Below are 19,240 nucleotides of genomic sequence, written 5' to 3' on the forward strand. Positions count from 1 at the left end.
GGACCTCCCGGCAAGCCGCCCGGGTTGCCAGCCGCTAACGCAGGCGGCCGTCCAGCGTGGGCTTCTGGCAGGGCATGAATTCGCCCGCGTCTGCTTGTCCCACGAACTGGAAGTCCTTGCTGACCAGCTTGCCGCGCGAAAAGGTCATCATGGGCCAGCCGCGCACCTTGATGCCCTCGTACGGCGTGTAGTCCACGGCGTGGTGCAGCGCCTCATTGCGTATGGTGACCTCCTGGTCCGTCTTCCAGAGGACCAGGTCGGCGTCGCCGCCGATCACGATGGAGCCTTTGCGCGGGTACAGCCCGTACAGCTTGGCGGGATTGGTGGCGGTGAGCGCAACGAACTGGTGCACATTGAGGCGGCCTTCGTTCACGCCGCCGGAGAACAGCAAGGGAAGGCGGGTCTCCAGGCCGGGGATGCCGTTGGGGATGTACTGGAAATCGGGTTCCTGCCCGCCCAGCTTCTTGCCGCAGGGGTCCTCGAAATTGAACGGCGCGTGGTCCGAGGAAAAGATGCTGAAGATGTTCTTCTCCAGGCCGTTCCAGACGGCCTGCTGGTTGTCCTTGTCGCGGGGCGGAGGACTGCAGACGAACTTGGCGCCATGGAAATGGGGCTCTTCCAGATGGTCCTGCGTCAGGAACAGATACTGCGGGCAGGTTTCGGCGTGGATCTTCAGCCCCTTGCCTTGCGCCCAGTGGATCTGGGCGATGGCCTCGCGGCCCGATACGTGCACGATCAGGATGGGCACGTCCACCAGCTCGGAGAAGGTGATGGCGCGATGGGTAGCCTCGCGCTCCACGGCCGACGGGCGCGAGACGGCATGGTAGTGCGGCTCGGTGTGTCCGGCGGCGCTGAGCCGTTCGGTCAGCCAAGTGATACAGTCCGCGCTTTCCGCGTGAATCATGACCAGCGCTCCTTCGCCGCGCGCCACGTCCAGCACCTTCAGGATCTCCAGATCGCTGAGCTTGAGGTCGTCGTAGGTCATGTAGATCTTGAAGGAGGTGTAGCCTTCGCGGATCAGTTCGGGCAGTTCCCGATCCAGCACCTCGGGCGTGGCGTCCGAGACGATCAGGTGAAAGGCATAATCGATGGCCGCCTTGCCCTGGGCGCGCTGGTGGTAATCCTGCACGGCGGCCCGCAGGGACTGGCCCTTCTCCTGCGCGGCGAAGGGGATCACGGTCGTGGTGCCGCCGCAGGCGGCCGAGCGCGTCCCGCTCTGGAAGTCGTCGGCCATGCGCACGCCTTCCGGCATGGGCTGGTCCAGATGACAGTGTGCATCCACTCCGCCCGGCAGCACCAGGTAGCCGGAGGCGTCCACGATTTCCCGCGCGCCTTCCAGCCCTTGGGCCAGGGCGGCGATGCGCCCGTCCCGTATGCCGATGTCGCAGGTGTAGCGTTCGCTGGCGGTGGCGATGTCGGCGTTCTTGATGATCAGGTCAAACATGAAAAGGCTCCTCCGCGTGTCTTTGTGGACACTGTTGTACAAGGGTAAGTGCTCTCAGTCTTGCTCGTCGGGCGGCAGGCCGGCCAGCACGGCCTGGCCGGTGTTGCGCATGTGCTCGCTCATGGCGGCGATCAGGCCGGCGCGATCGCGGGCCTGCAGGGCCTGCATGATGCGCCCGTGTTCGGCCACCGACTCCAGCCAGCGGTTGGGGTTCAGGTTGGCCAGGTAGCGGGCGCGGGCGATTTTCACGCCCAGTTGTTTTTCGATGTCGGCCAGCACGCTGTTGCCGGCCAGGCGGCTGAACTCGTGGTGCACGTTCTGGTTCAGCTTGAAGTAGGTGTCCCGGTCACCCTGGTCGGCGGCGCGCACCATGGCCTCGTGCAGTTGCAGCAGACCGCGCACGTCGGGTTCGCCGGCATGCTCCAGCAATTGCTCGGCCACCAGGGCCTGCAGATTGGTCATGACCTGGAAGATCTCCTGCAGCTCCTTGACGTCGATGGCGGTGATGCGTGCGCCCTTGTTGGGCAGCAGCTCGATCAGTCCCTCCTGGGCGATGACTTTCAGGGCTTCGCGCAACGGCGTGCGCGAGACGTCGAACAGCTCGGACAGGTATTGCTCATGCACGCGGCTGCCCGGCTTGAGCTCGGCTTTCAGGATCAGGCCGCGCAACTGGTTGGCGATGGCCAAGTACATGGGTTCGCGCTTGACGCGCAGTGCGGCTCCGGTGGAGGTATTGCTGATGCCATTCATGGCGATGCTCCGATTGGGGTCCTTAGAACATTCCCTAATCCGCTCGATTTTTGATTGCGGCTTTGCAGTGAATTTTATAGCATGTTTTTGAACTTTGAATTTTGCATACAAAATTAAAAACGCAATTTTAGTCAGGAGACCCTGTGATGAAGCGGACCTTGCTGGGCATGATCACCCCTTCCTCCAACACCGTGCTGGAGCCCTACACCAGCGCCTTGCTGATGGATCTGTTCCCGTTGGTGACGGCGCATTTCCAGCGCTTCGTGGTGCGCGAGATATCTCTGGAGGATGGTGCGCTGGCCCAGTTTTCCCTGCCGGCCCTGCTGGAGGCGGCCGAACTGTTGAGCGATGCGCGCATGGACGCCATTGCCTGGAGCGGCACGGCGGCCAGCTGGCTGGGCTTCGAGGTGGACGAACGCCTGTGCGCGGCGATCACCGAGCGCACCGGCATTCCCGCCACCACCAGCGTGCTGGCCTTGAACGAGGTGCTGGCGCGCGGCAACGTGAGCCGCCTGGGGCTGGTGACGCCCTACCTGGACGACGTACAGCGCGCCATCGTGCGCAACTATGACGCGGCAGGGCACCAGGTCGTGGCCGAGGAGCATCTGGGCGACAAAGGCAATTTCTCGTTTTCCGAGTATGACGAGCCCACCTTGCGCGACATGATCTATCGCGTGGCCGACAGCCGGCCCGAGGCCATCGCCATCCTGTGCACCAACCTGCGCGGCGCGCGGCTGGTGGAGGACATTGAAAAGGAGATTGGCATTCCTGTCTATGATTCGGTCAGCGTGACGGTGTGGAAGTCGCTGCTGCTGGCCGGGCAGGACCCCGCCCGCATACGCGGCTGGGGGCAGTTGTTCCGACAAGCCAGCCTGGCTGAAAAAGCATAAAGCTGCGCCAGGCAAAATTCGTTCAGGCTAACAAGCAAGGAGGAGACACCATGCAACACCTGAAACTTGTGAAGTGGGTTGGGAGCGCCCTGCTGGGCGCGGGCATTCTGGGCAGCGGCATCAGCCAGGCGCAGACGCCGCTGAGAGTCGTGGGTAATTTTTCCGGCAACAAGATCCATGTGGAGGAGATCGAGCGGCCTTTCTTCGAGCAACTGCAGACCAGCATGGGCATGCCCGTGGTCTACAACACCATGGACGCCATCGGCGTGAACGCCGCGGACGCCTTGCGCATGCTGCGCTCGGGCTCCTTCGATGTGATGTCGGTGCAGATCGGCATGGCCTCCCGCGACGATCCCTTTTTCGAAGGCATAGACCTGGCGGGCGTGTCCGCCGACCTGGACAGCCAGCGCAAGGCCGTGGACGCGTTCCGGTCCAAGATGGACGAGCGCCTGCAGCAGCGCTTCAACGCCAAGCTGCTGACCTTGTGGCCTTTCGGCGCCCAGGTGCTGTTCTGCAACGGCGACATCAATTCGGTGGACGACCTGAAGGGCAAGAAGGTGCGCGTGTTCACCCCGTCCATGTCCCGGCTGGTGGAGGGCCTGGGGGCCACGCCCGTCACCTTGCAGTTCAGCGAGGTGTACCTGGCCTTGCAGCGGGGAGTGGCCGACTGCGGTGTGACCGCGCCCAGCGCCGGCAACAGCGGCAAATGGCCGGAAGTGACCAAGGTGCTGCTGCCTCTGCCGCTGTCCTATTCGGTACAGGGCCACTTCATGAACCTGGATCGCTGGAAGGCGCTCAGCCCTGAACAGCAGGCCAAGCTGGAGGCCGAGTTCAAGAAGATGGACGACCGCATGTGGAACCTGGCCAACGACTACAACAAGGATGCCATCCAGTGCAGCACCGGCCAGGGCGAGTGCAAGCACCATACCGCCTACTCCATGCGCGAGGTCCCCATCGACGGCCAGAACCGGCAGCGCGTGGTGGAGCTGACCAATCAGGCCGTCCTGCCGGCCTGGGGCGCCAGTTGTTCCCGGGGCTACAAGGAGTGCAAGTCCGTCTGGAACGAAACCGTGGGCCAGGCGACCGGCTTCTCCATTCAATAGGTGCGATTCAAGTCAGGATGCGCGGGCGCGACCCGCGCATCCGGGAGGTGTGCTATGTCTGAACAAGGAACCGGCGCGGCCCAGGTCATCGTGAGGATGGCCGCCATGGTGGCCGGCTATGCGACGTTCATCCTGTCCATTCTGATCACCGTCGAGGTGATCAGCCGCAAGTTCTTCGGTTTTTCTTTCCAGGGCGTCGACGAGTACGGCGGCTACGTTCTGGCCATCGGCGTGAGCCTGAGCCTGTCTTATGCGCTGGCCATGCGCGCGCACACGCGGGTGGACGTGCTGATCAATCCCCTGGGGCGCCGCCTGCGCGCCTTCTTCAATGTGCTGGCTGCCGCCATGATGGCCGCGCTGGCCTGTTTCCTGTGCTGGCAAAGCGTGGCGACGCTGCGCGAGACGCTGGAGTTCGACAGCCGGGCCTCCACGCCGCTGGAGACGCCTTTGTGGATACCGCAGCTCATCTGGGTGGTGGGTTTCGCGCTGTTCGCGGTGGTGGCGCTCAGCTACCTGGTACGCGGCCTGCGCCTGGCGTCTGGCGGGGAGATCGACTCCCTGAATCGCCTGCTGGGTCCCAAGACCACCGATGAAGAGCTGAACGAAGCCCTGGAGGACAGCCAGATGGCTCCGCTGCCCAACCGCGGGCTGGAAACTCATATGGAGGCCAAGCCATGATCACGCTATTGGGAATCGCCGGCGGCTTCGTCCTGCTGCTGGCTCTGCTGGCTGCAGGCATCAGCGTCGCCGTCGCCATCTTCACCGTGGCCACCACCGGAGTGCTGATGTACTTGAACACCTCTTTGCTGTTCAATTTCGGCAACAATCTGTGGGCCACGCTGAACGATTTTCTGCTGACCGCCATCCCCTTGTTCATACTGCTGGGCGAGATCCTGTTGCGCTGCGGGATCACCGAGCGCATGTACGGCGCCCTGTCGGTCTGGATGCAACGGCTGCCCGGCGGCCTGCTCCATACCAATATCGGCGCCTCCACGGTGTTCTCCGCCATGTCGGGCTCTTCGGTGGCCACGGCCGCCACCATAGGCACGGTGGCCCTGCCAGCCTTCAAGCAGCGCGGCTACAACGAGCGCCTGGCGCTGGGTTCGCTGGCGGCCGGCGCCACGCTGGGCATTCTGATCCCGCCCAGCATCAACATGATCATCTACGGTGCCATCACCAACACGTCCATCGGCAAGTTGTTCATTGCCGGCATATTGCCGGGGCTGGCTCTGGCGGCGGCGTTCTCCGCGACCATCTACCTGTACGCCGTCTTCAAGCCAGGCATCGCGGGGCAGGGGGAGCCGCCGGCCAGCTGGGGCGAGAAGCTCGCCGCCCTGAAGGACCTGTTGCCGCCGGCCTTCGTGTTCTTCATCGTGATGGGCAGCATCTACAGCGGCTGGGCCACTCCTACCGAGGCGGCCGCGCTGGGCGTGGTGGCGGCCCTGCTGGTGGCCGCACAGCGCCGCAAGCTGACCTTGGCCATGCTGCACGAGTGCTTCCTGTCCATGGCGCGCACCACAGCCATGCTGTTGCTCATCATCGTGGGCGCCTATTTCATGAACTATGTGGTGGGCATCCTGGGCATTCCGGCCGCCTTGTCGCGCTGGGTGTCCGACCTGGGCCTGAGTCCGCTGACGCTGATCCTGTTCCTGGTCGTGTTCTACCTGGTGCTGGGCTGCTTCCTGGAAACCCTGTCCATGATGATCGCCACCGTGCCCATCGTGGTGCCTTTGGTGCTGCAGTTCGGCTTCGACCCGGTCTGGTTCGGCATCTTCCTGGTGCTGATGATGGAAATCTCGCTGATCACCCCGCCCGTGGGCATGAACCTGTATGTGGTGCAGGGCGTGCGCGGCCGGGGAGCGATCACGGACGTCATGCTGGGCAGCCTGCCTTTCATGCTGGTCATGCTGCTGTTCGTGTTCGCCATCATTGTCTGGCCTCAGGCCGTGATGTGGCTGCCGGACTTGATGATGTCGGGAGGGTGATTCCCGGGCAGAGCCTGTCCTGAAAAAAAACGCGAACCCGAGGGTTCGCGTTTTTGTTTCCGTTTACAGCGTCGGGTCGCCCATCAGGCGCCGATACCATTCGTGGAAGTGGCGCATGCCGTCCTCCATGGGCGACTGGTAGGGGCCGGCTTCGGAGACGCCGCGCTGCATCAGGGCGCGGCGGCCCGCATCCATGCGCTCGGCGATCTCGTCGTCCTCGATGGCGGTTTCCATATAGGCGGCGCGCTGCGATTCCACGAAGTCGCGCTCGAAGGCCACGATGTCCTCGGGATAGTAGAATTCGACGACGTTGACGGTTTCCTGGGGGCTCTTGGGGTAGAGCGTGGACAGCACCAGCACATGTGGATAGAGCTCGATCATGTGGGTGGGGAAGTACGTCACCCACACGGCGCCGAAGTCGGGCGCTTCGCCGCCGCGATAGGCCAGCAGGCTGTCGTGCCACTTGCGGTAGATGTCTGAGCCCGGATTGGCCAGAGCCTGGTGCACGCCGACGCGCTGCAGGCTGTACCAATCGTTGAACTCCCATTGCAGATCATCGCAAGTGACGAACTGGCCCAGGCCGGGGTGGAAGGGCGCGACGTGGTAGTCCTCCAGGTAGACTTCGATGAACGTCTTCCAGTTGTAATTGCACTGGTGGATCTCGACGTGGTCCAGGACGTAGTCGCCGAAGTCGAATTCCGGACGCGCGAACAGGGGCGCCATGTCGGCGGCCGGGTCGCGCGGGCCTTCGAACAGCTGGCCGTGGCAATCGCGCAGGCGGTAGCGCTGCAGGTTCAGGCAGGGCTTGTCCTTGAAACGCGGGGCGGTCAGCAGCTCGCCGCTGTCGTTGTAGGTCCAGCTGTGCAGCGGGCAGACGATGTTGCCGCCGGTGCCCGCCAGGTTGCCCTTGCCGTTGGCCGGGCCCTGGACCTGGCCGGGCGCGCCGCCCAGCATCAGGGCCTGGCGATGCCGGCAGACATTGGACAGCAGTTCCACGCCGTTGGCGCTGCGCACGAGCACCCGCCCCGCGTCTTCCTGGACTAGGGTGCGCCAGTCGCCGGGCTCGGGAACGAGTTTTTCGTTGCCGACGTACAGCGAGGACTGCTTGAAAATGAGTTCTTGCTCGCGCTCGAAGAGGGCTTCGTCAAAGTAGGCGCTGACGGGAAGCTGGGGGCGAGCCGGCACCACATGTGCCATGCGACCTATGTCGGTCATGATTCCCTCCGCATGGATAAATAAGCCAGCCGGCGGGGTTGTTCTGGATTGAGCCGTTGCCGCTACTGGCGCGAAGAAAAATCGGAACTGGCCGATTGCAAACGGAAAATTGTACCCCATCCCTTTTGCTTGTGCGCCTGGCAAAGCCAGAAAAGCCGCGGGAGAGGCGTTTTTTTTGCAGACTGATGGTTCAGGGATGAACGAGCAAGGCCGGCAGGGCCTGGCCAGGCCGCCCGCGAGCGGGGCGGCCCTGCGGCCGGGGTCAGGCCTTGCCGTCGGCGGCCGGCTTGCCGGCCAGCGCGGCTGCGTCCACCTGGGGCATTTCGATTTTGACTTCCAGCACTTCCAGCGAGTCCTGGCGATCAAGGTTGACCTTGATGTCGTCGGGGTCGATTTTCACGTAGCGCGAAATGACCTCCACCAGCTCTTTCTGCAGGCGAGGCAGGTAGTCGGGGGCGACGCCGCCCTGACCGCGTTCGTTGATGAGGATCAGCTGCAGGCGGTCCTTGGCGACCGTCGCTGATGTTTTCTTGTGACCGAGCAGGAAGGACAGGAAAGACATATCACTTTCCTCCGAACAGGCGCTTGAACAGGCCGGGTTTTTCGTAGTCCACGAAGCGCAGGGGTTTTTCCTCGCCCAGGTAGCGGGCCACGATGTCCTGGTAGGCCTGGGACACGTCGCTTTCGCGGATATGGATGACGGGCACGCCCTGGTTGGAGGCCTGGAGCACGGTGTCCGATTCGGGCGTCACGCCGATCAGCTTGATGCGCAGGATGTCCTCCACGTCCTGCAGCGAGAGCATTTCGCCTTCGGACACGCGTTTGGGGCTGTAGCGGGTCAGCAGCAGGTATTCCTTGATGGGTTCCTCGTTGCGTTCGGCCCGCCGCGACTTGGCGGCCAGAATGCCCAGGATGCGGTCCGAGTCGCGTACGGAGGAGACTTCGGGATTGGTGACCACCAGCGCGTCGTCGGCGAAGTAGGAGGCCATCAGGGCGCCGGTCTCGATGCCGGCGGGCGAGTCGCACACGATGTACTCGAAGTCCATGCCCTTGAGCTCTTCGAGCACTTTTTCCACGCCTTCGCGGGTCAGGGCGTCCTTGTCGCGCGTCTGCGAGGCGGGCAGGATGAACAGGTTTTCCAGCTGCTTGTCGCGGATCAGGGCCTGGTTCAGCGTGGCCTCGCCCTGGATGACATTGACGAAGTCGTAGACGACGCGCCGTTCGCAGCCCATGATCAGGTCCAGATTGCGCAAGCCGACGTCAAAGTCGATGACCACGGTCTTGTGACCGCGCATCGCAAGACCAGATGCAAAACTGGCACTGGTGGTGGTCTTGCCTACACCGCCCTTGCCTGATGTCACCACAACTATACGCGCCATGACAATCGGATTCCTTTGTTTTTCAAGTTACATAATCGTAAAGCATAACCGGCGCTATTTTGGCATTCGTCCCTGGACTTCGCCTACTGCTTCGCAACAAAAAATATCAATTGCGTTGTTTCGTGCCGGTTTGCCGGGAATTACTACAAAAAAGGCCGGCGCAGAGCCGACCCTTGGGGATTCAGGCGCCCAGCGGGTCTATCCTGAGCTTGTCGCCGTCCAGCGCCACGACCGCCGGCTTGTTGCGCAGCTGGGAATCCAGGCGGGTCTCGATGACGCGGTAGACGCCGGCGATGGCCACCAGTTCCGGGTCCAGCTCCGTGGTGAAGACGCGGGCGTTGGCATCGCCCCGGGCGCCGGCCATGGCCTTGCCGCGCAGCGGACCGTAGACGTGTATGTTTCCGTCGGCGATGACCTCCGCGCCCTGGCTGACCGCGCCCACCACGATCAGGTCGGTATGGCGCGCGTAGATGCGCTGGCCCGAGCGCAACTGCCGGTTGATGAGAAGCGCCGCCGGGGCGACGGCGGGCGCGGCCGGCGCGGCGGGAGCCGCCTGCGGCTGCTCCTGCGGCGCGACGGACAGCGCCGGGACGTCCTTGTCGGGCGCGGCCTCGGCCTGCGGACGAGCCGGTGGGCTGGACAGCTCCACATGAGGCAGGCCGCTGTCCAGGGCGGCGTGCGCATGGTCGGGGTGCGCCACCACGCCCACCGGGTGCAGCTTGTACTGGCGCAGGGCCGCCGTCAGGGCCGGCCAGTCCACGGCGGCGGCGATGGCGCTTGCATCGATGACCACGGGTTCGTCCTCGAAGAACGAACCGGCGTCCTTCATGCGCTGCGCCAGCGCCGCCAGCTGCTCGGACGTATCGGCGGAGCGCAGCACCACGCGCACGGCATAGAGGGTGGCGCTCTTGAAATCCAGGGCCTGGGGCCCTTTGGCATGAGTCTGATCGTTCACTTGAATCGCTTGTGATCGTTGTGGGAAACCTTAGACCCAGGTGTCTTTCAGGGTCGTGGTGCGGTTGATGACGGGCTTGGCGGGCGTGGACTGCACGCGGTCGGCCACGAAATAGCCCAGGCGTTCGAACTGCCAGCGGGCGTCGGGCTCGGCGCGCGTGCCCGGCTCGATCCAGCCCTGCACGACGCGCAGCGAATCCGGATTGAGGTGTTCCAGGAAGTCCTGGTCGCCGGAATCGGGCTGCGGATGCGCGAACAGGCGATCGTACAGCCGGAACTCGGCGGCGATGGCGTGCTCGGCGCTGACCCAGGTGATGTTGCCCTTGACCTTGACGGAGTCCGCGCCCGGCGTGCCGCTCTTGGTGTCCGGCAGGTATTCGGCCTGCACTTCGGTGACATTGCCCTGTTCGTCCTTGACGCAGCCGGTGCAGCGCACCACGTAGCCATACTTCAGGCGCACCAGATTGCCCGGGAAAAGGCGGAAATATTTCTTGGGCGGTTCTTCCTTGAAGTCCTCGCGCTCGATGTAGAGCGTGCGGCTGAAGGGGAACTCGCGCTGTCCGGCCTGCGGGTCGTGCGGGTTGCGCGGGGCGTGGCACAGCTCGCTCCGGCCTTCGGGGTAGTTGGTGATGACCAGCTTGATGGGATCCAGGATGGCGACGCTGCGGTCGGCCACGGGGTCCAGGTCGTCGCGCAGCGCCTGTTCCAGGCTGCTGTAGTCGATGTGCTGGGCGGGCTTGGACACGCCCAGGCGGTCGGTGAACAGGCGTATGGCGCCCGGCGTGTAGCCGCGCCGGCGCAGGCCGGCCAGCGTGGGCATGCGCGGGTCGTCCCAGCCCTGCACGTGGTTCTCCTGGACCAGCTGGCGCAGCTTGCGCTTGCTGGTGACCACGTAGGACAGGTTCAGGCGCGAGAATTCATATTGCCTGGGCAGCGGGTCGGACAACTGGCCCAGTTCCACCAGGCGTTCCAGGATCCAGTTGTAGAAGGGGCGCTGGTCTTCGAACTCCAGGGTGCACAGGCTGTGGGTGATGCGCTCGAGCGCGTCTTCCACCGGATGGGCCCAGCTGTACATGGGGTAGATGCACCACTGCTTGCCGGTGCGATGGTGCTCGGCGTGGCGGATGCGGTACATGACCGGATCGCGCAGGTTGATGTTGGGCGAGGCCATGTCGATCTTGGCGCGCAGCGCCATGCTGCCGTCCGGGTGCTTGCCGTCGCGCATCTCGCGCAGCAGGGCCAGGGATTCCTGCGCCGGGCGGTCGCGCCAGGGCGAGTCCACGCCTTTCTCGGTCAGGGTGCCGCGGTTGATGCGCATTTCCTCGGCGCTTTGCTGGTCCACGTAGGCGTAGCCCGCCTCCACCAGGGCCTCGGCGAAGCGGTACATATGGCCGAAGTAGTCGCTGGCGAAATAAAGATTGGTTTCGTTCTTGAAAGTCCAGTCAAAGCCCAGCCATTTCACCATGTCGATGATGGCGTCCACGTACTCCTGCTCTTCCTTTTCAGGATTCGTGTCGTCAAAGCGCAGGTGGCAGGCGCCCTGGTACTCGCTGGCCAGCGCGAAGTTCAGGCAGATGCTCTTGGCGTGGCCGATGTGCAGGTAGCCGTTGGGCTCGGGGGGAAGCGGGTGCGGATGCGCGCAATGTCCGGCTCGGCGCCCTGCTGGACATCGGCCGGGCCGGGCTGTCCGGCCCAGGTCTTCTGGGCGTAGCGGCCGGCGCTCAGGTCCTGGTCGATGATCGTGCGCAGGAAATTAGAGGCGGGAGCGGGAGTGGAGGCAGAGGTCATACACGTATGAAAAAAAGAATGCGACGGACTAATCGGTCATTTTGCCACGTTCTTGTTTTGGTGGCTCATTCGCGAGCAGAAATGGTGGCGGGGCATTGCACGGGAACGGTGGCGTGGGCGGGGCGATTCGCCCTAAACTTAGGGCCTGTTCATACTATGGAAGGAGCCGCGAAGGGATGAAACCTGCTTTCAATCAAGGCGCAGCTCGCAGTGTGCATGTCCATACACACAGGAGATGCAACGCAGAGTGCAAGGAGGTTTCAACCCTTCCCGAAGGGTTGGAGCCAGAGTGTGGTGTTCGCGGTGTTGCTTATCCTCGCCAGGCATGGGGTCTGGCTGCGGCGGGCGCCTCGCGCACGATTCGCTCTGGTTCGAACGCGATCTCCTTCCATCGTGTGAACAGGCCCTGGACATTATGACGCACTCCGCCCTTTCCATCTCCCAGGTCCAGTTTTTTCTCAGCCTGGGCTTCATGTTGCTGTTCCTGGCCCTGGAGCTGGGCTTGTCCTGGGTGCTGTTTTACTTTAGGATTAAAACGTTTGGTTCTAAACAAAATGCATGGATGGGCGCCTACCGGTTCTGGGTGCGCATCTTCGCGCTGGCCTTCATCCTGAGCTTCGCCGCCTCCATGCCGGTACTGATCCAGTTCGGCGGCGTGTGGCCGGGCCTGATGGAGCGGGTGGGCGATGTGGTCGGTCCCATGCTGGCGGCCTCCATGCTGTGCCTGTTCATCTTCAAGTCCTGCTTTCTGGGCGTGATGCTGTTCGCCCAGCGCATGCTCTCCAACGTGGTGCACACGCTGGTGGTGTTCATGGTGGCGGTGGGCGTGACGGTGACCGCGTTCTGGCTGGTGGCCGTGCTGGCCTGGATGCAGGTGCCCACGGGCGTGGACGTGGTGGAAGGGCATTATGTGGTGCTGGACTGGCTGGCGGTGCTGAGCACCCCGGCGCTGCCCTGGTACGGCGGCCTGCTGCTGGCCGGCAGCCTGTTGACGGTGGCTTTTTTCATGTTGGGAGTGACCTGCGCGCAGACCATGCAAAGACCTGTGACGGATAATGAACGGCTGGCTTTTCGCACCGCCTTGTTTCTCGGGGCGGCGGCCTGGTGCGTGCAGGTATTCCTGGTCGCGGGCAATGGATTCATGACCGCCGAGCACCAGCCTGCCAAGGCCGCGGCCGCGGCCGCCTACTGGCACAGCGGCGAGCAGCCCGACCTGATCTTCGTGGCGGCGCCTTCGCGCCTGCAGGACGGCATCCTGGGCGCGCTGCGCTGGACGCACGCCGGCGGGCGCTGGCTGGGCAAAGATGAGAACGGGCTCTTGATCGGACTGGACCAGTTCGCCGATTCCCTGCCGCCCGTGGCCCTGACGTTCTGGTCCTTCCGCGCGGCCCTGCTCGCCGGCGTATTGATGCTGCTGGTGCTGGGCTGGGTGCTGCTGCGCACGCGCCGCTACGGTCTGGATCCGCATTCCCTGTCCTATCGTTCACGTCAGGCGCTCGTGGGCGCTTCCGTGCTGGGCTGGGTCATGCTGCTGGCCGGCGCCGCCTACCTGCTGTTCGGCTTTGCCCCCTACGTGGTGGGCGCCGACATCACCCTGGCCGAGGTCCAGGGCAGCAACAGCGTGTTCACCGCGTCCCTGGGCCTGCTGGTCTACGTCCTGGTCTATGTCCTGTGCATGCTCGGTTTTCTGCAGATGCTGCGGCACGTGGTACGCTTCGGCGTGGTGCCTGTGGCCCGTCACCGGGGGCGCGCATGATAGATTCCTTCGCCAACGCGGTGGGCATCGGGGCGCACGATCCCGCCTTCTGGATGCCGCTGGCCTTCCTGGCCCTGTTTTTCCTGATCATCGTGGCCGGCACGGTGCTGGATGGCTTCGATATCGGAGTGGGCTGCCTGTCGCTGCTGGCCCCGCCGACCCTGCGGCCGCGCATGCTGTCCCTGCTCAGCCCCTGGCGCGACGCCAACGAATTCTGGCTGTTCCTGGGGCTGGGGCTGTTCGTGTGCGCCTTTCCCAAGGGCTGGGGCGCGGTCATGGGCGAGCTCTACGGACCGTTGTGCGCGCTGGGCGCGGGGGTCTTCGTGCGTTCGGTGTCGTTCGAGTTCCGCATGCGCGCGCCGCTGGAGCTGCAGTCGCGCTGGCAGATCGGCTTCGCCTTGGGATCGCTGATCACCGCCTTTTCCCACGGCGTGCTGCTGGCGCAGGTGGCGGTGGGCTTCCAGAGCGATTCGGGCTACGCCTGGTTTTCCGTTTTCATGGGCTTTTGCGCCATTGCCGCCTACTGCCTGCTGGGTTCGAGCTGGCTGATCATGCGCGAGGCCGGGGAATTGCGGGCGCGCGCCGTCAGCTGGGGGCGGCGTTCGGTGCGCTGGTTCGCGGCGGGGGCGGTGGGCGTGTCCGTGGTGCTGGCCTTCGTCAACGCCGGCGTGCTGCTCAAGTGGACGGACGGCCCCTACTGGGGCGTGGTCCTGCTGCTGTGGGCCGCCATCCTGATCAGCTTCGTGTCCATCGAGATGAGCCTGCAGCGCATGATCAACAGCAGCTATCGCACCACGGCGCTGCCTTTTCTGCTGACCCTGTTCGTGATGGTGTCCGTCATGGGCGGCCTGGCCTTCAGCTTCTTCCCCTACCTGATCCTGGACGAGATGACCATCTGGGACGCGGCCGCTTCGGTGCCGTCGCTGAGCCTGATCCTGTCGGCCATCATCATCGCCTTGCCGATCACGCTGATCTTCAACGTCTGCGTCTATTGGCGCATGTTCGGCCTGTCGCGGCCGCCCCAGCCGCCCAGCTTCAAAGGCTGACGACCTCATGATCGCCCATTCCGTCCTTTCCATGCGCAAGCGCCTGCAGGGTTTCCGATGGCTGTCGGACCTGCCGGCCATGCTGGCCTGGGCGGTGCTGGCCGGCGTGCTGGGCGCCCTGGCCACCATTGCCTTCCATTACGGCATGAAGCTGGTCCAGCAATGGGTGACGGGCCAGCACGGCGGCATCGTGGCGGTCACCGAGAGCCTGTCCTGGCCCATGCGCATCCTGTTTCCCGCCCTGGGCGGACTGTGCGCGGGCGCGCTGCTGTGGCTGGCCGGCCGCCTGCCGTCCAAGGGCAATTCGGACTATATGGAAGCCGTGGCCATTGGCGACGGCCGCCTGTCGGTGCGCCAGGGCCTGCTGCGCTCGCTCTCGTCCCTGATGACGGTGGCCTCGGGCGGCTCCATCGGGCGCGAGGGCGCCATGGTGCACCTGGCTTCCTTGTCGGCTTCGGCCATCGGCCGCTTCACCTTGTTCAGCGAGGCGCGGCTGCGCCTGCTGGTGGCCTGCGGCGCGGCGGCCGGGGTGGCGGCCGCCTACGGCGCCCCCATCGCCGGCGCGGTCTTCGTGGCGGAGATCGTGCTGGGCACCATGACCATGGCCAGCTTCGGTCCCTTGCTGATGGCCGCCGTCAGCGCGCACATCACCATGCGCATGCTGGGCAATTACCATGCTCCCTATGAAATGGCGGATGTGCAGTCCGTCGCCGGCCTGGACATCCTGCCTTTCCTGGTGCTGGGAGCGCTGATCGGCGTGGCTGCGCCGGCCTTCCTGAAATTGATGTATCTGGCGCGCAGCCTGCTCAAGCGCACCTGGCCTGGGGCTGCCGCTGCGCCTGGCGCTGGGCGGCCTGTTGCTGGGCCTGCTGCTGGTGTTCGTGCCGCGTGTGGCCGGCAACGGCTTCAGCGTGGTGTCGTCCATGCTGCACAGCGACTGGGCCTGGCACGCCGTGCTGCTGATGCTGTTCTTCAAGGTTCTGGCCACCGGGCTGACCGTGGGCTCGGGCGCGGTGGGCGGGGTATTCACGCCGGCCATCTTCGTGGGCGCCGCCTTTGGCACCTTGTTCGGCAAGCTGGCGCTGATGCTGCTGCCGGGCCTGGACGTGCCCCTGTATCTGTTCACGCTGGTGGGCATGGGCGCTTTTCTGGGCGCGGCCACCAGCGCGCCCTTCATGGCCATCCTGATGCTGTTCGAGATGACGCTCAGCTATCAGCTGGTGCTGCCGCTGATCGTGGCCTGCGTCATGGCGTACTTCGTGTCGCGCGCGGTGGCCGAAGTGGCCATGTACGAAGTCACCCTGGTGCGCGAGCGCGACGCGCTGCTGCGCCACAAGCTGCGCCACACGACCCTGGCCGAGCTGATCCGGCCGGCCGACACGGTGGTCAGCACCACCACTCTGGTGCGCGAGGCCCTGCAGATGTTCCTGGAATATCCCGTGCGCTATCTGTATGTGGTGGACGAGAGCCAGGTCTATCAGGGCGTGATCGCGCAACAGGACCTGACCCGGATGTTGCTCGATGACAACGACGCCCAGCAGCGGCTCGTAGGGGACATCCTGCGCATGGATTTTGTCAAGACGCTTTATCCGGACATGAGCCTGGATGAAGCCCAGGAGCATTTTGTACACTTTCTGGGTGAGCGCCTGCCGGTGCTCAATGGCGATGGCTCGGGCCGGCTGATCGGCGTAGTCTACAAGTCCGCCGTGCTGGAGAAGTACTCCGCCATCAAACGCTCGCTGGACGCCAGCGGCGAAGTGATGCTCGATGCCCGTCGCTGATATACTGATTTTATAATCTGAATCATGTCCATCCTTGCCCTCGCCCGCTTGTCGGCAGGGGTGCTGATGTCCGGCCTGACTGCGATGCTGGTGTGCCCGGCGGCTGTCGCGCAAAACCGCATCGGTCTGGAAAACCTGTCTTCCACGCAGGTATACGGGGTCACGGAGACCAGAGCCGTTCCCGCCCAGGAATTGCCGCCTCCCGCTCCTTTCTTCGATCCTTCGCAGTGGCAGGTCGACACGCTCCCCGCGTCCGACGCCGATGAAGCCTTCTCCTTCTCCGACTACAGCCTGAGCGGAGCGGGGACGGCCAGTCTTGCCCGTTCCATCCAGTACAGCCGCCAGTCTTCGCCGATCTGGCGCGCCCGCTGGCTGCCCAGCTCGGCGGACCAGGTCTGGGTATTCGGCGAGCGCAACTGGCGCTATGTGGGGGAACAAGGCCTGCAACTGACGCTGGGCAACGATACCATCACGGGTCCGGACTGGGCGCAGCCCGTCTCGATGGGCGGGGTCAACCTGACCCAGGAATTCCAGCAGGGGCCGACCGGGCCGTGGCGCTATGCCCTGGCCATCGGCGCCCTGGACTCCACCGGCAACCGCGACAATGGCGACCTGGTCTACGGGCCCACGGCCGGCAGCCTGATGCTGAGCACCGACGTGAGCAAGAACACCAGCGTGGACACCCAGATGGAGAGTGCGCGCGACTTCGCCATGACGGGGCTGGGCGCCACCTACCGTTCGCCGCAGTGGGGGGTGTGGCAGGCCAGCGTGGCCCGGGCCTCTCATTCGCTGGGGCAGGGCTGGCGCTATCAGGCCGCTTACGGCATGGATGTGCTGGACGACCTGCACCTGGAGTGGCGGGGGGAGCGCTACCAGGATCATTTCGTGGACCTGAGCCGTTATCAGGGCATGAAGACGGTCGTGGCCAGCAGCCGGCAGGTGCTGGGCGCCACCGTGCCTTTGCGCCGCTGGGGGGAGCTGAACACGCAGTACGAGGTGCAGCATCCCCTGGCCGGCGGAGTAAATCGTTATGTTGGGGTGTCGCAGCAGTTCTGGTACAGTCCCAGCCTCAGGGTGGGCCTGCAGGCCCACCGTCATCTGGAAAGCCGCCAGTCGAACATCGCCGTGCGTTTTTCCGTTCCGATTTTTTAAGCAGGCGGCATGGCCCAGTCAGCACTTGACGTTCTCCAGGAAGTTTTCGGCTACGATAGTTTTCGGGGGTTTCAGCACGAGATCATCGACACCCTGATCCAGGGCGGCGATGCCCTGGTGCTGATGCCCACCGGCGGCGGTAAGTCCCTGTGCTACCAGATCCCGGCGCTGGTGCGCCCGGGCACGGGCGTGGTGGTCTCGCCGCTGATCGCCCTGATGCCGGACCAGGTCGACGCCCTGAACGAACTGGGCGTGAACGCGGCCTACCTGAACTCCTCCCAGGACTGGCAGACCGCCCGCGAGGTCGAGCGCGAGTTCTTGACCGGACAGTTGGACCTTCTGTACGTGGCGCCCGAGCGCCTGCTGACCGACCGCTGCCTGGATCTGCTGGCGCGCGGCAATATTTCCCTGTTTGCCATCGACGAGGCCCATTGCGTGTCGCAGTGGGGGCACGACTTCCGGCCCGAGTATCTGGGCCTGGACCTGCTGGCCGAGCGCTGGCCGGACGTGCCGCGCGTGGCCCTGACGGCCACGGCCAACCAGGCCACCCGGGTGGAGATCGCCCAGCGGCTGAAGCTGGAGGGCGCGCGCCATTTCGTCGCCAGTTTCGACCGTCCCAACATCTGCTACCGCATCGTCGAAAAGAACGAGGTGCGCAAGCAACTGCTCGGCTTCATCCAGGAGGAGCACGCCGGCCAGGCGGGCATTGTCTATTGCCTGTCGCGCTCCCGGGCGGACGATACGGCGGAGTTCCTGTGCCGCAACGGCATCAATGCCTTGCCCTATCACGCGGGCCTGGACGCCCAGGTGCGGGCCGCCAATCAGGCGCGCTTCCTGCGCGAGGAAGGCGTGGTCATGGTGGCCACCATCGCCTTTGGCATGGGGGTGAACAAGCCGGACGTGCGCTTTGTCGCGCACATCGACCTGCCCAAGTCTGTGGAGGGCTATTACCAGGAGACCGGGCGCGCCGGACGCGACGGCGAGCCGGCCACGGCCTGGCTGGCCTACGGCCTGCAGGACGTGGTGCAACTGCACCGCATGATCAACGAATCCCAGGGCGACGCCGCCTATCGCCGCCAGCAGGGCCAGGCGCTGGACGCGATGCTGGGCTTGTGCGAGACCATTTCCTGCCGCCGCCAGCGCCTGCTGGCGTATTTCGGCCAGCAGATCGAACCTTGCGGCAATTGCGACACCTGCCTGGAAACGCCGCAGGCCTGGGATGGCACGGTGGCCGCCCAGAAAATGCTTTCCACCATCTATCGCCTGTGGCGCGAGCGCGGCCAGCGCTTCGGCGCGGGGCACCTGATCGACATCCTGCGCGGCAAGCTGACGGACCGGGTCAAGGAAAACCAGCACGACAGCCTGACGGTGTTCGGCGTGGGCGCGGACCTGTCCGACCAGGCCTGGCGCGGCGTGCTGCGCCAACTGCTGGCGCACAATCTGGTTGCCGTGGATCCGGAAGGGTACGGCACCCTGATGCTGACCGAGGCCAGCCGCGAGGTGCTCAAGGGCGAGCGTACATTGATGCTGCGCCGCGAGACCGTCTCCCGCGGCCCGGCGGCGCACCGCACGCGCGGCCAGGCCAGTCAGGGGCCGGCGCTGGAGCCGGAGCAGCAGGCCCGCTTCGAGGCCCTGCGCGCCTGGCGCGCCGCCACGGCCAAGGAGCACGGCGTGCCCGCCTACGTCATCTTCCATGATGCGACCTTGCGGGAAGTGGCCATACGCTGCCCGCGCTCGGAAGCCGACCTGGAACACATCACCGGCATAGGGGTGCGCAAGCGCGAAGCCTACGGGGAGGCGCTGCTGCGCTGCGTGGAGGAGATCCATCCGCAGTGAGGATGGAGCGCAGCGTCGATTTGTGAAATGAGCCGGCTTGTCGATACAGGAGCTGGCCTTTGTCAAAACACCGGTCAAGAAGGGGCTGGGCCAGTCAGGGCTGACGGCTTGCCGGTGCCTTGCACCGGTGCCCTTGTCGGTGAATCGTTCCGGGCGCGCCG

The 19,240-nt window shown here is 64.8% G+C and carries 14 protein-coding genes and 2 pseudogenes; 9 read left to right on the forward strand and 7 right to left on the reverse strand.

What is annotated here, in order from left to right:
* Nucleotides 1-34 precede the first annotated feature (34 nt).
* Together hydA and ACWPWO_RS04130 are read right to left on the reverse strand one after the other, a co-directional pair.
* Nucleotides 35-1,444, reverse strand: coding sequence for a dihydropyrimidinase (gene hydA / locus ACWPWO_RS04125; protein WP_454004616.1), 1,410 nt, complete (start codon nucleotides 1,442-1,444; stop codon nucleotides 35-37).
* A 54-nt stretch (nucleotides 1,445-1,498) separates the two neighbouring features.
* Nucleotides 1,499-2,194, reverse strand: coding sequence for a GntR family transcriptional regulator (locus ACWPWO_RS04130; RefSeq protein ID WP_454004618.1), 696 nt, complete (start codon nucleotides 2,192-2,194; stop codon nucleotides 1,499-1,501).
* A gap of 143 nt (nucleotides 2,195-2,337) precedes the next feature.
* Between ACWPWO_RS04130 and ACWPWO_RS04135 the strand changes: the two genes are divergently transcribed.
* Genes ACWPWO_RS04135 through ACWPWO_RS04150 form a run of 4 tightly spaced genes read left to right on the forward strand, consistent with a single transcriptional unit; the run spans nucleotide 2,338 to nucleotide 6,172 of the window.
* Nucleotides 2,338-3,084, forward strand: a complete 747-nt coding sequence (locus ACWPWO_RS04135) for a maleate cis-trans isomerase family protein (RefSeq protein ID WP_454004620.1) — start codon at nucleotides 2,338-2,340, stop codon at nucleotides 3,082-3,084.
* Between the two features lie 50 nt (nucleotides 3,085-3,134).
* Nucleotides 3,135-4,187 carry a TRAP transporter substrate-binding protein gene (locus tag ACWPWO_RS04140; RefSeq protein ID WP_454004622.1) on the forward strand — a complete coding sequence of 351 codons (1,053 nt, stop codon included), beginning with the start codon at nucleotides 3,135-3,137 and terminating at the stop codon, nucleotides 4,185-4,187.
* A gap of 54 nt (nucleotides 4,188-4,241) precedes the next feature.
* Nucleotides 4,242-4,865 (forward strand): TRAP transporter small permease subunit, encoded by a 624-nt coding sequence (locus ACWPWO_RS04145; protein WP_454004624.1) that lies wholly within the window; start codon nucleotides 4,242-4,244, stop codon nucleotides 4,863-4,865.
* The gene (locus ACWPWO_RS04150; RefSeq protein ID WP_454004626.1) at nucleotides 4,862-6,172 is read left to right on the forward strand and encodes a TRAP transporter large permease; all 1,311 of its coding nucleotides are present in this window, start codon (nucleotides 4,862-4,864) and stop codon (nucleotides 6,170-6,172) included. Before ACWPWO_RS04145 ends, ACWPWO_RS04150 begins: the two co-directional genes overlap by 4 nt.
* 63 nt (nucleotides 6,173-6,235) lie before the next feature.
* Here ACWPWO_RS04150 and ACWPWO_RS04155 read toward each other — a convergent pair whose 3' ends face one another.
* The 5 genes and pseudogenes from ACWPWO_RS04155 to ACWPWO_RS04175 all read right to left on the reverse strand — a co-directional run bounded on the left by ACWPWO_RS04155 (nucleotide 6,236) and on the right by ACWPWO_RS04175 (nucleotide 11,508).
* A complete protein-coding gene (locus tag ACWPWO_RS04155) occupies nucleotides 6,236-7,387 on the reverse strand; it encodes an aromatic ring-hydroxylating oxygenase subunit alpha (RefSeq protein ID WP_454004628.1) in 1,152 nt (383 codons plus the stop codon).
* Between the two features lie 262 nt (nucleotides 7,388-7,649).
* Entirely contained in the window at nucleotides 7,650-7,949 is a 300-nt protein-coding gene (minE, locus tag ACWPWO_RS04160) for a cell division topological specificity factor MinE (protein ID WP_394064366.1), read from the reverse strand.
* Between the two features lies 1 nt (nucleotide 7,950).
* Nucleotides 7,951-8,766, reverse strand: coding sequence for a septum site-determining protein MinD (gene minD, locus ACWPWO_RS04165; RefSeq protein ID WP_394064368.1), 816 nt, complete (start codon nucleotides 8,764-8,766; stop codon nucleotides 7,951-7,953).
* A gap of 181 nt (nucleotides 8,767-8,947) precedes the next feature.
* Nucleotides 8,948-9,721, reverse strand: a complete 774-nt coding sequence (minC, locus tag ACWPWO_RS04170; protein ID WP_394064370.1) for a septum site-determining protein MinC — start codon at nucleotides 9,719-9,721, stop codon at nucleotides 8,948-8,950.
* A 30-nt stretch (nucleotides 9,722-9,751) separates the two neighbouring features.
* A pseudogene (locus ACWPWO_RS04175) lies at nucleotides 9,752-11,508 on the reverse strand (glutamine--tRNA ligase/YqeY domain fusion protein).
* A 415-nt stretch (nucleotides 11,509-11,923) separates the two neighbouring features.
* On the opposite strand from ACWPWO_RS04175, the gene ACWPWO_RS04180 reads away from it, so the two are divergent.
* The 5 genes and pseudogenes from ACWPWO_RS04180 to recQ all read left to right on the forward strand — a co-directional run bounded on the left by ACWPWO_RS04180 (nucleotide 11,924) and on the right by recQ (nucleotide 19,079).
* Nucleotides 11,924-13,264, forward strand: coding sequence for a cytochrome ubiquinol oxidase subunit I (locus ACWPWO_RS04180; RefSeq protein ID WP_454004631.1), 1,341 nt, complete (start codon nucleotides 11,924-11,926; stop codon nucleotides 13,262-13,264).
* Entirely contained in the window at nucleotides 13,261-14,310 is a 1,050-nt protein-coding gene (locus ACWPWO_RS04185) for a cytochrome d ubiquinol oxidase subunit II (RefSeq protein ID WP_454004633.1), read from the forward strand. Before ACWPWO_RS04180 ends, ACWPWO_RS04185 begins: the two co-directional genes overlap by 4 nt.
* 10 nt (nucleotides 14,311-14,320) lie before the next feature.
* Nucleotides 14,321-16,091 (forward strand): annotated as a pseudogene (locus tag ACWPWO_RS04190) (ClcB-like voltage-gated chloride channel protein).
* A gap of 24 nt (nucleotides 16,092-16,115) precedes the next feature.
* Entirely contained in the window at nucleotides 16,116-17,243 is a 1,128-nt protein-coding gene (locus tag ACWPWO_RS04195) for a hypothetical protein (RefSeq protein ID WP_454004635.1), read from the forward strand.
* A gap of 9 nt (nucleotides 17,244-17,252) precedes the next feature.
* Nucleotides 17,253-19,079, forward strand: coding sequence for a DNA helicase RecQ (gene recQ, locus ACWPWO_RS04200; RefSeq protein WP_454004637.1), 1,827 nt, complete (start codon nucleotides 17,253-17,255; stop codon nucleotides 19,077-19,079).
* The last annotated feature ends 161 nt before the right edge of the window (nucleotides 19,080-19,240 follow it).

It is taken from the genome of Alcaligenes sp. Marseille-Q7550 (assembly GCF_965112015.1).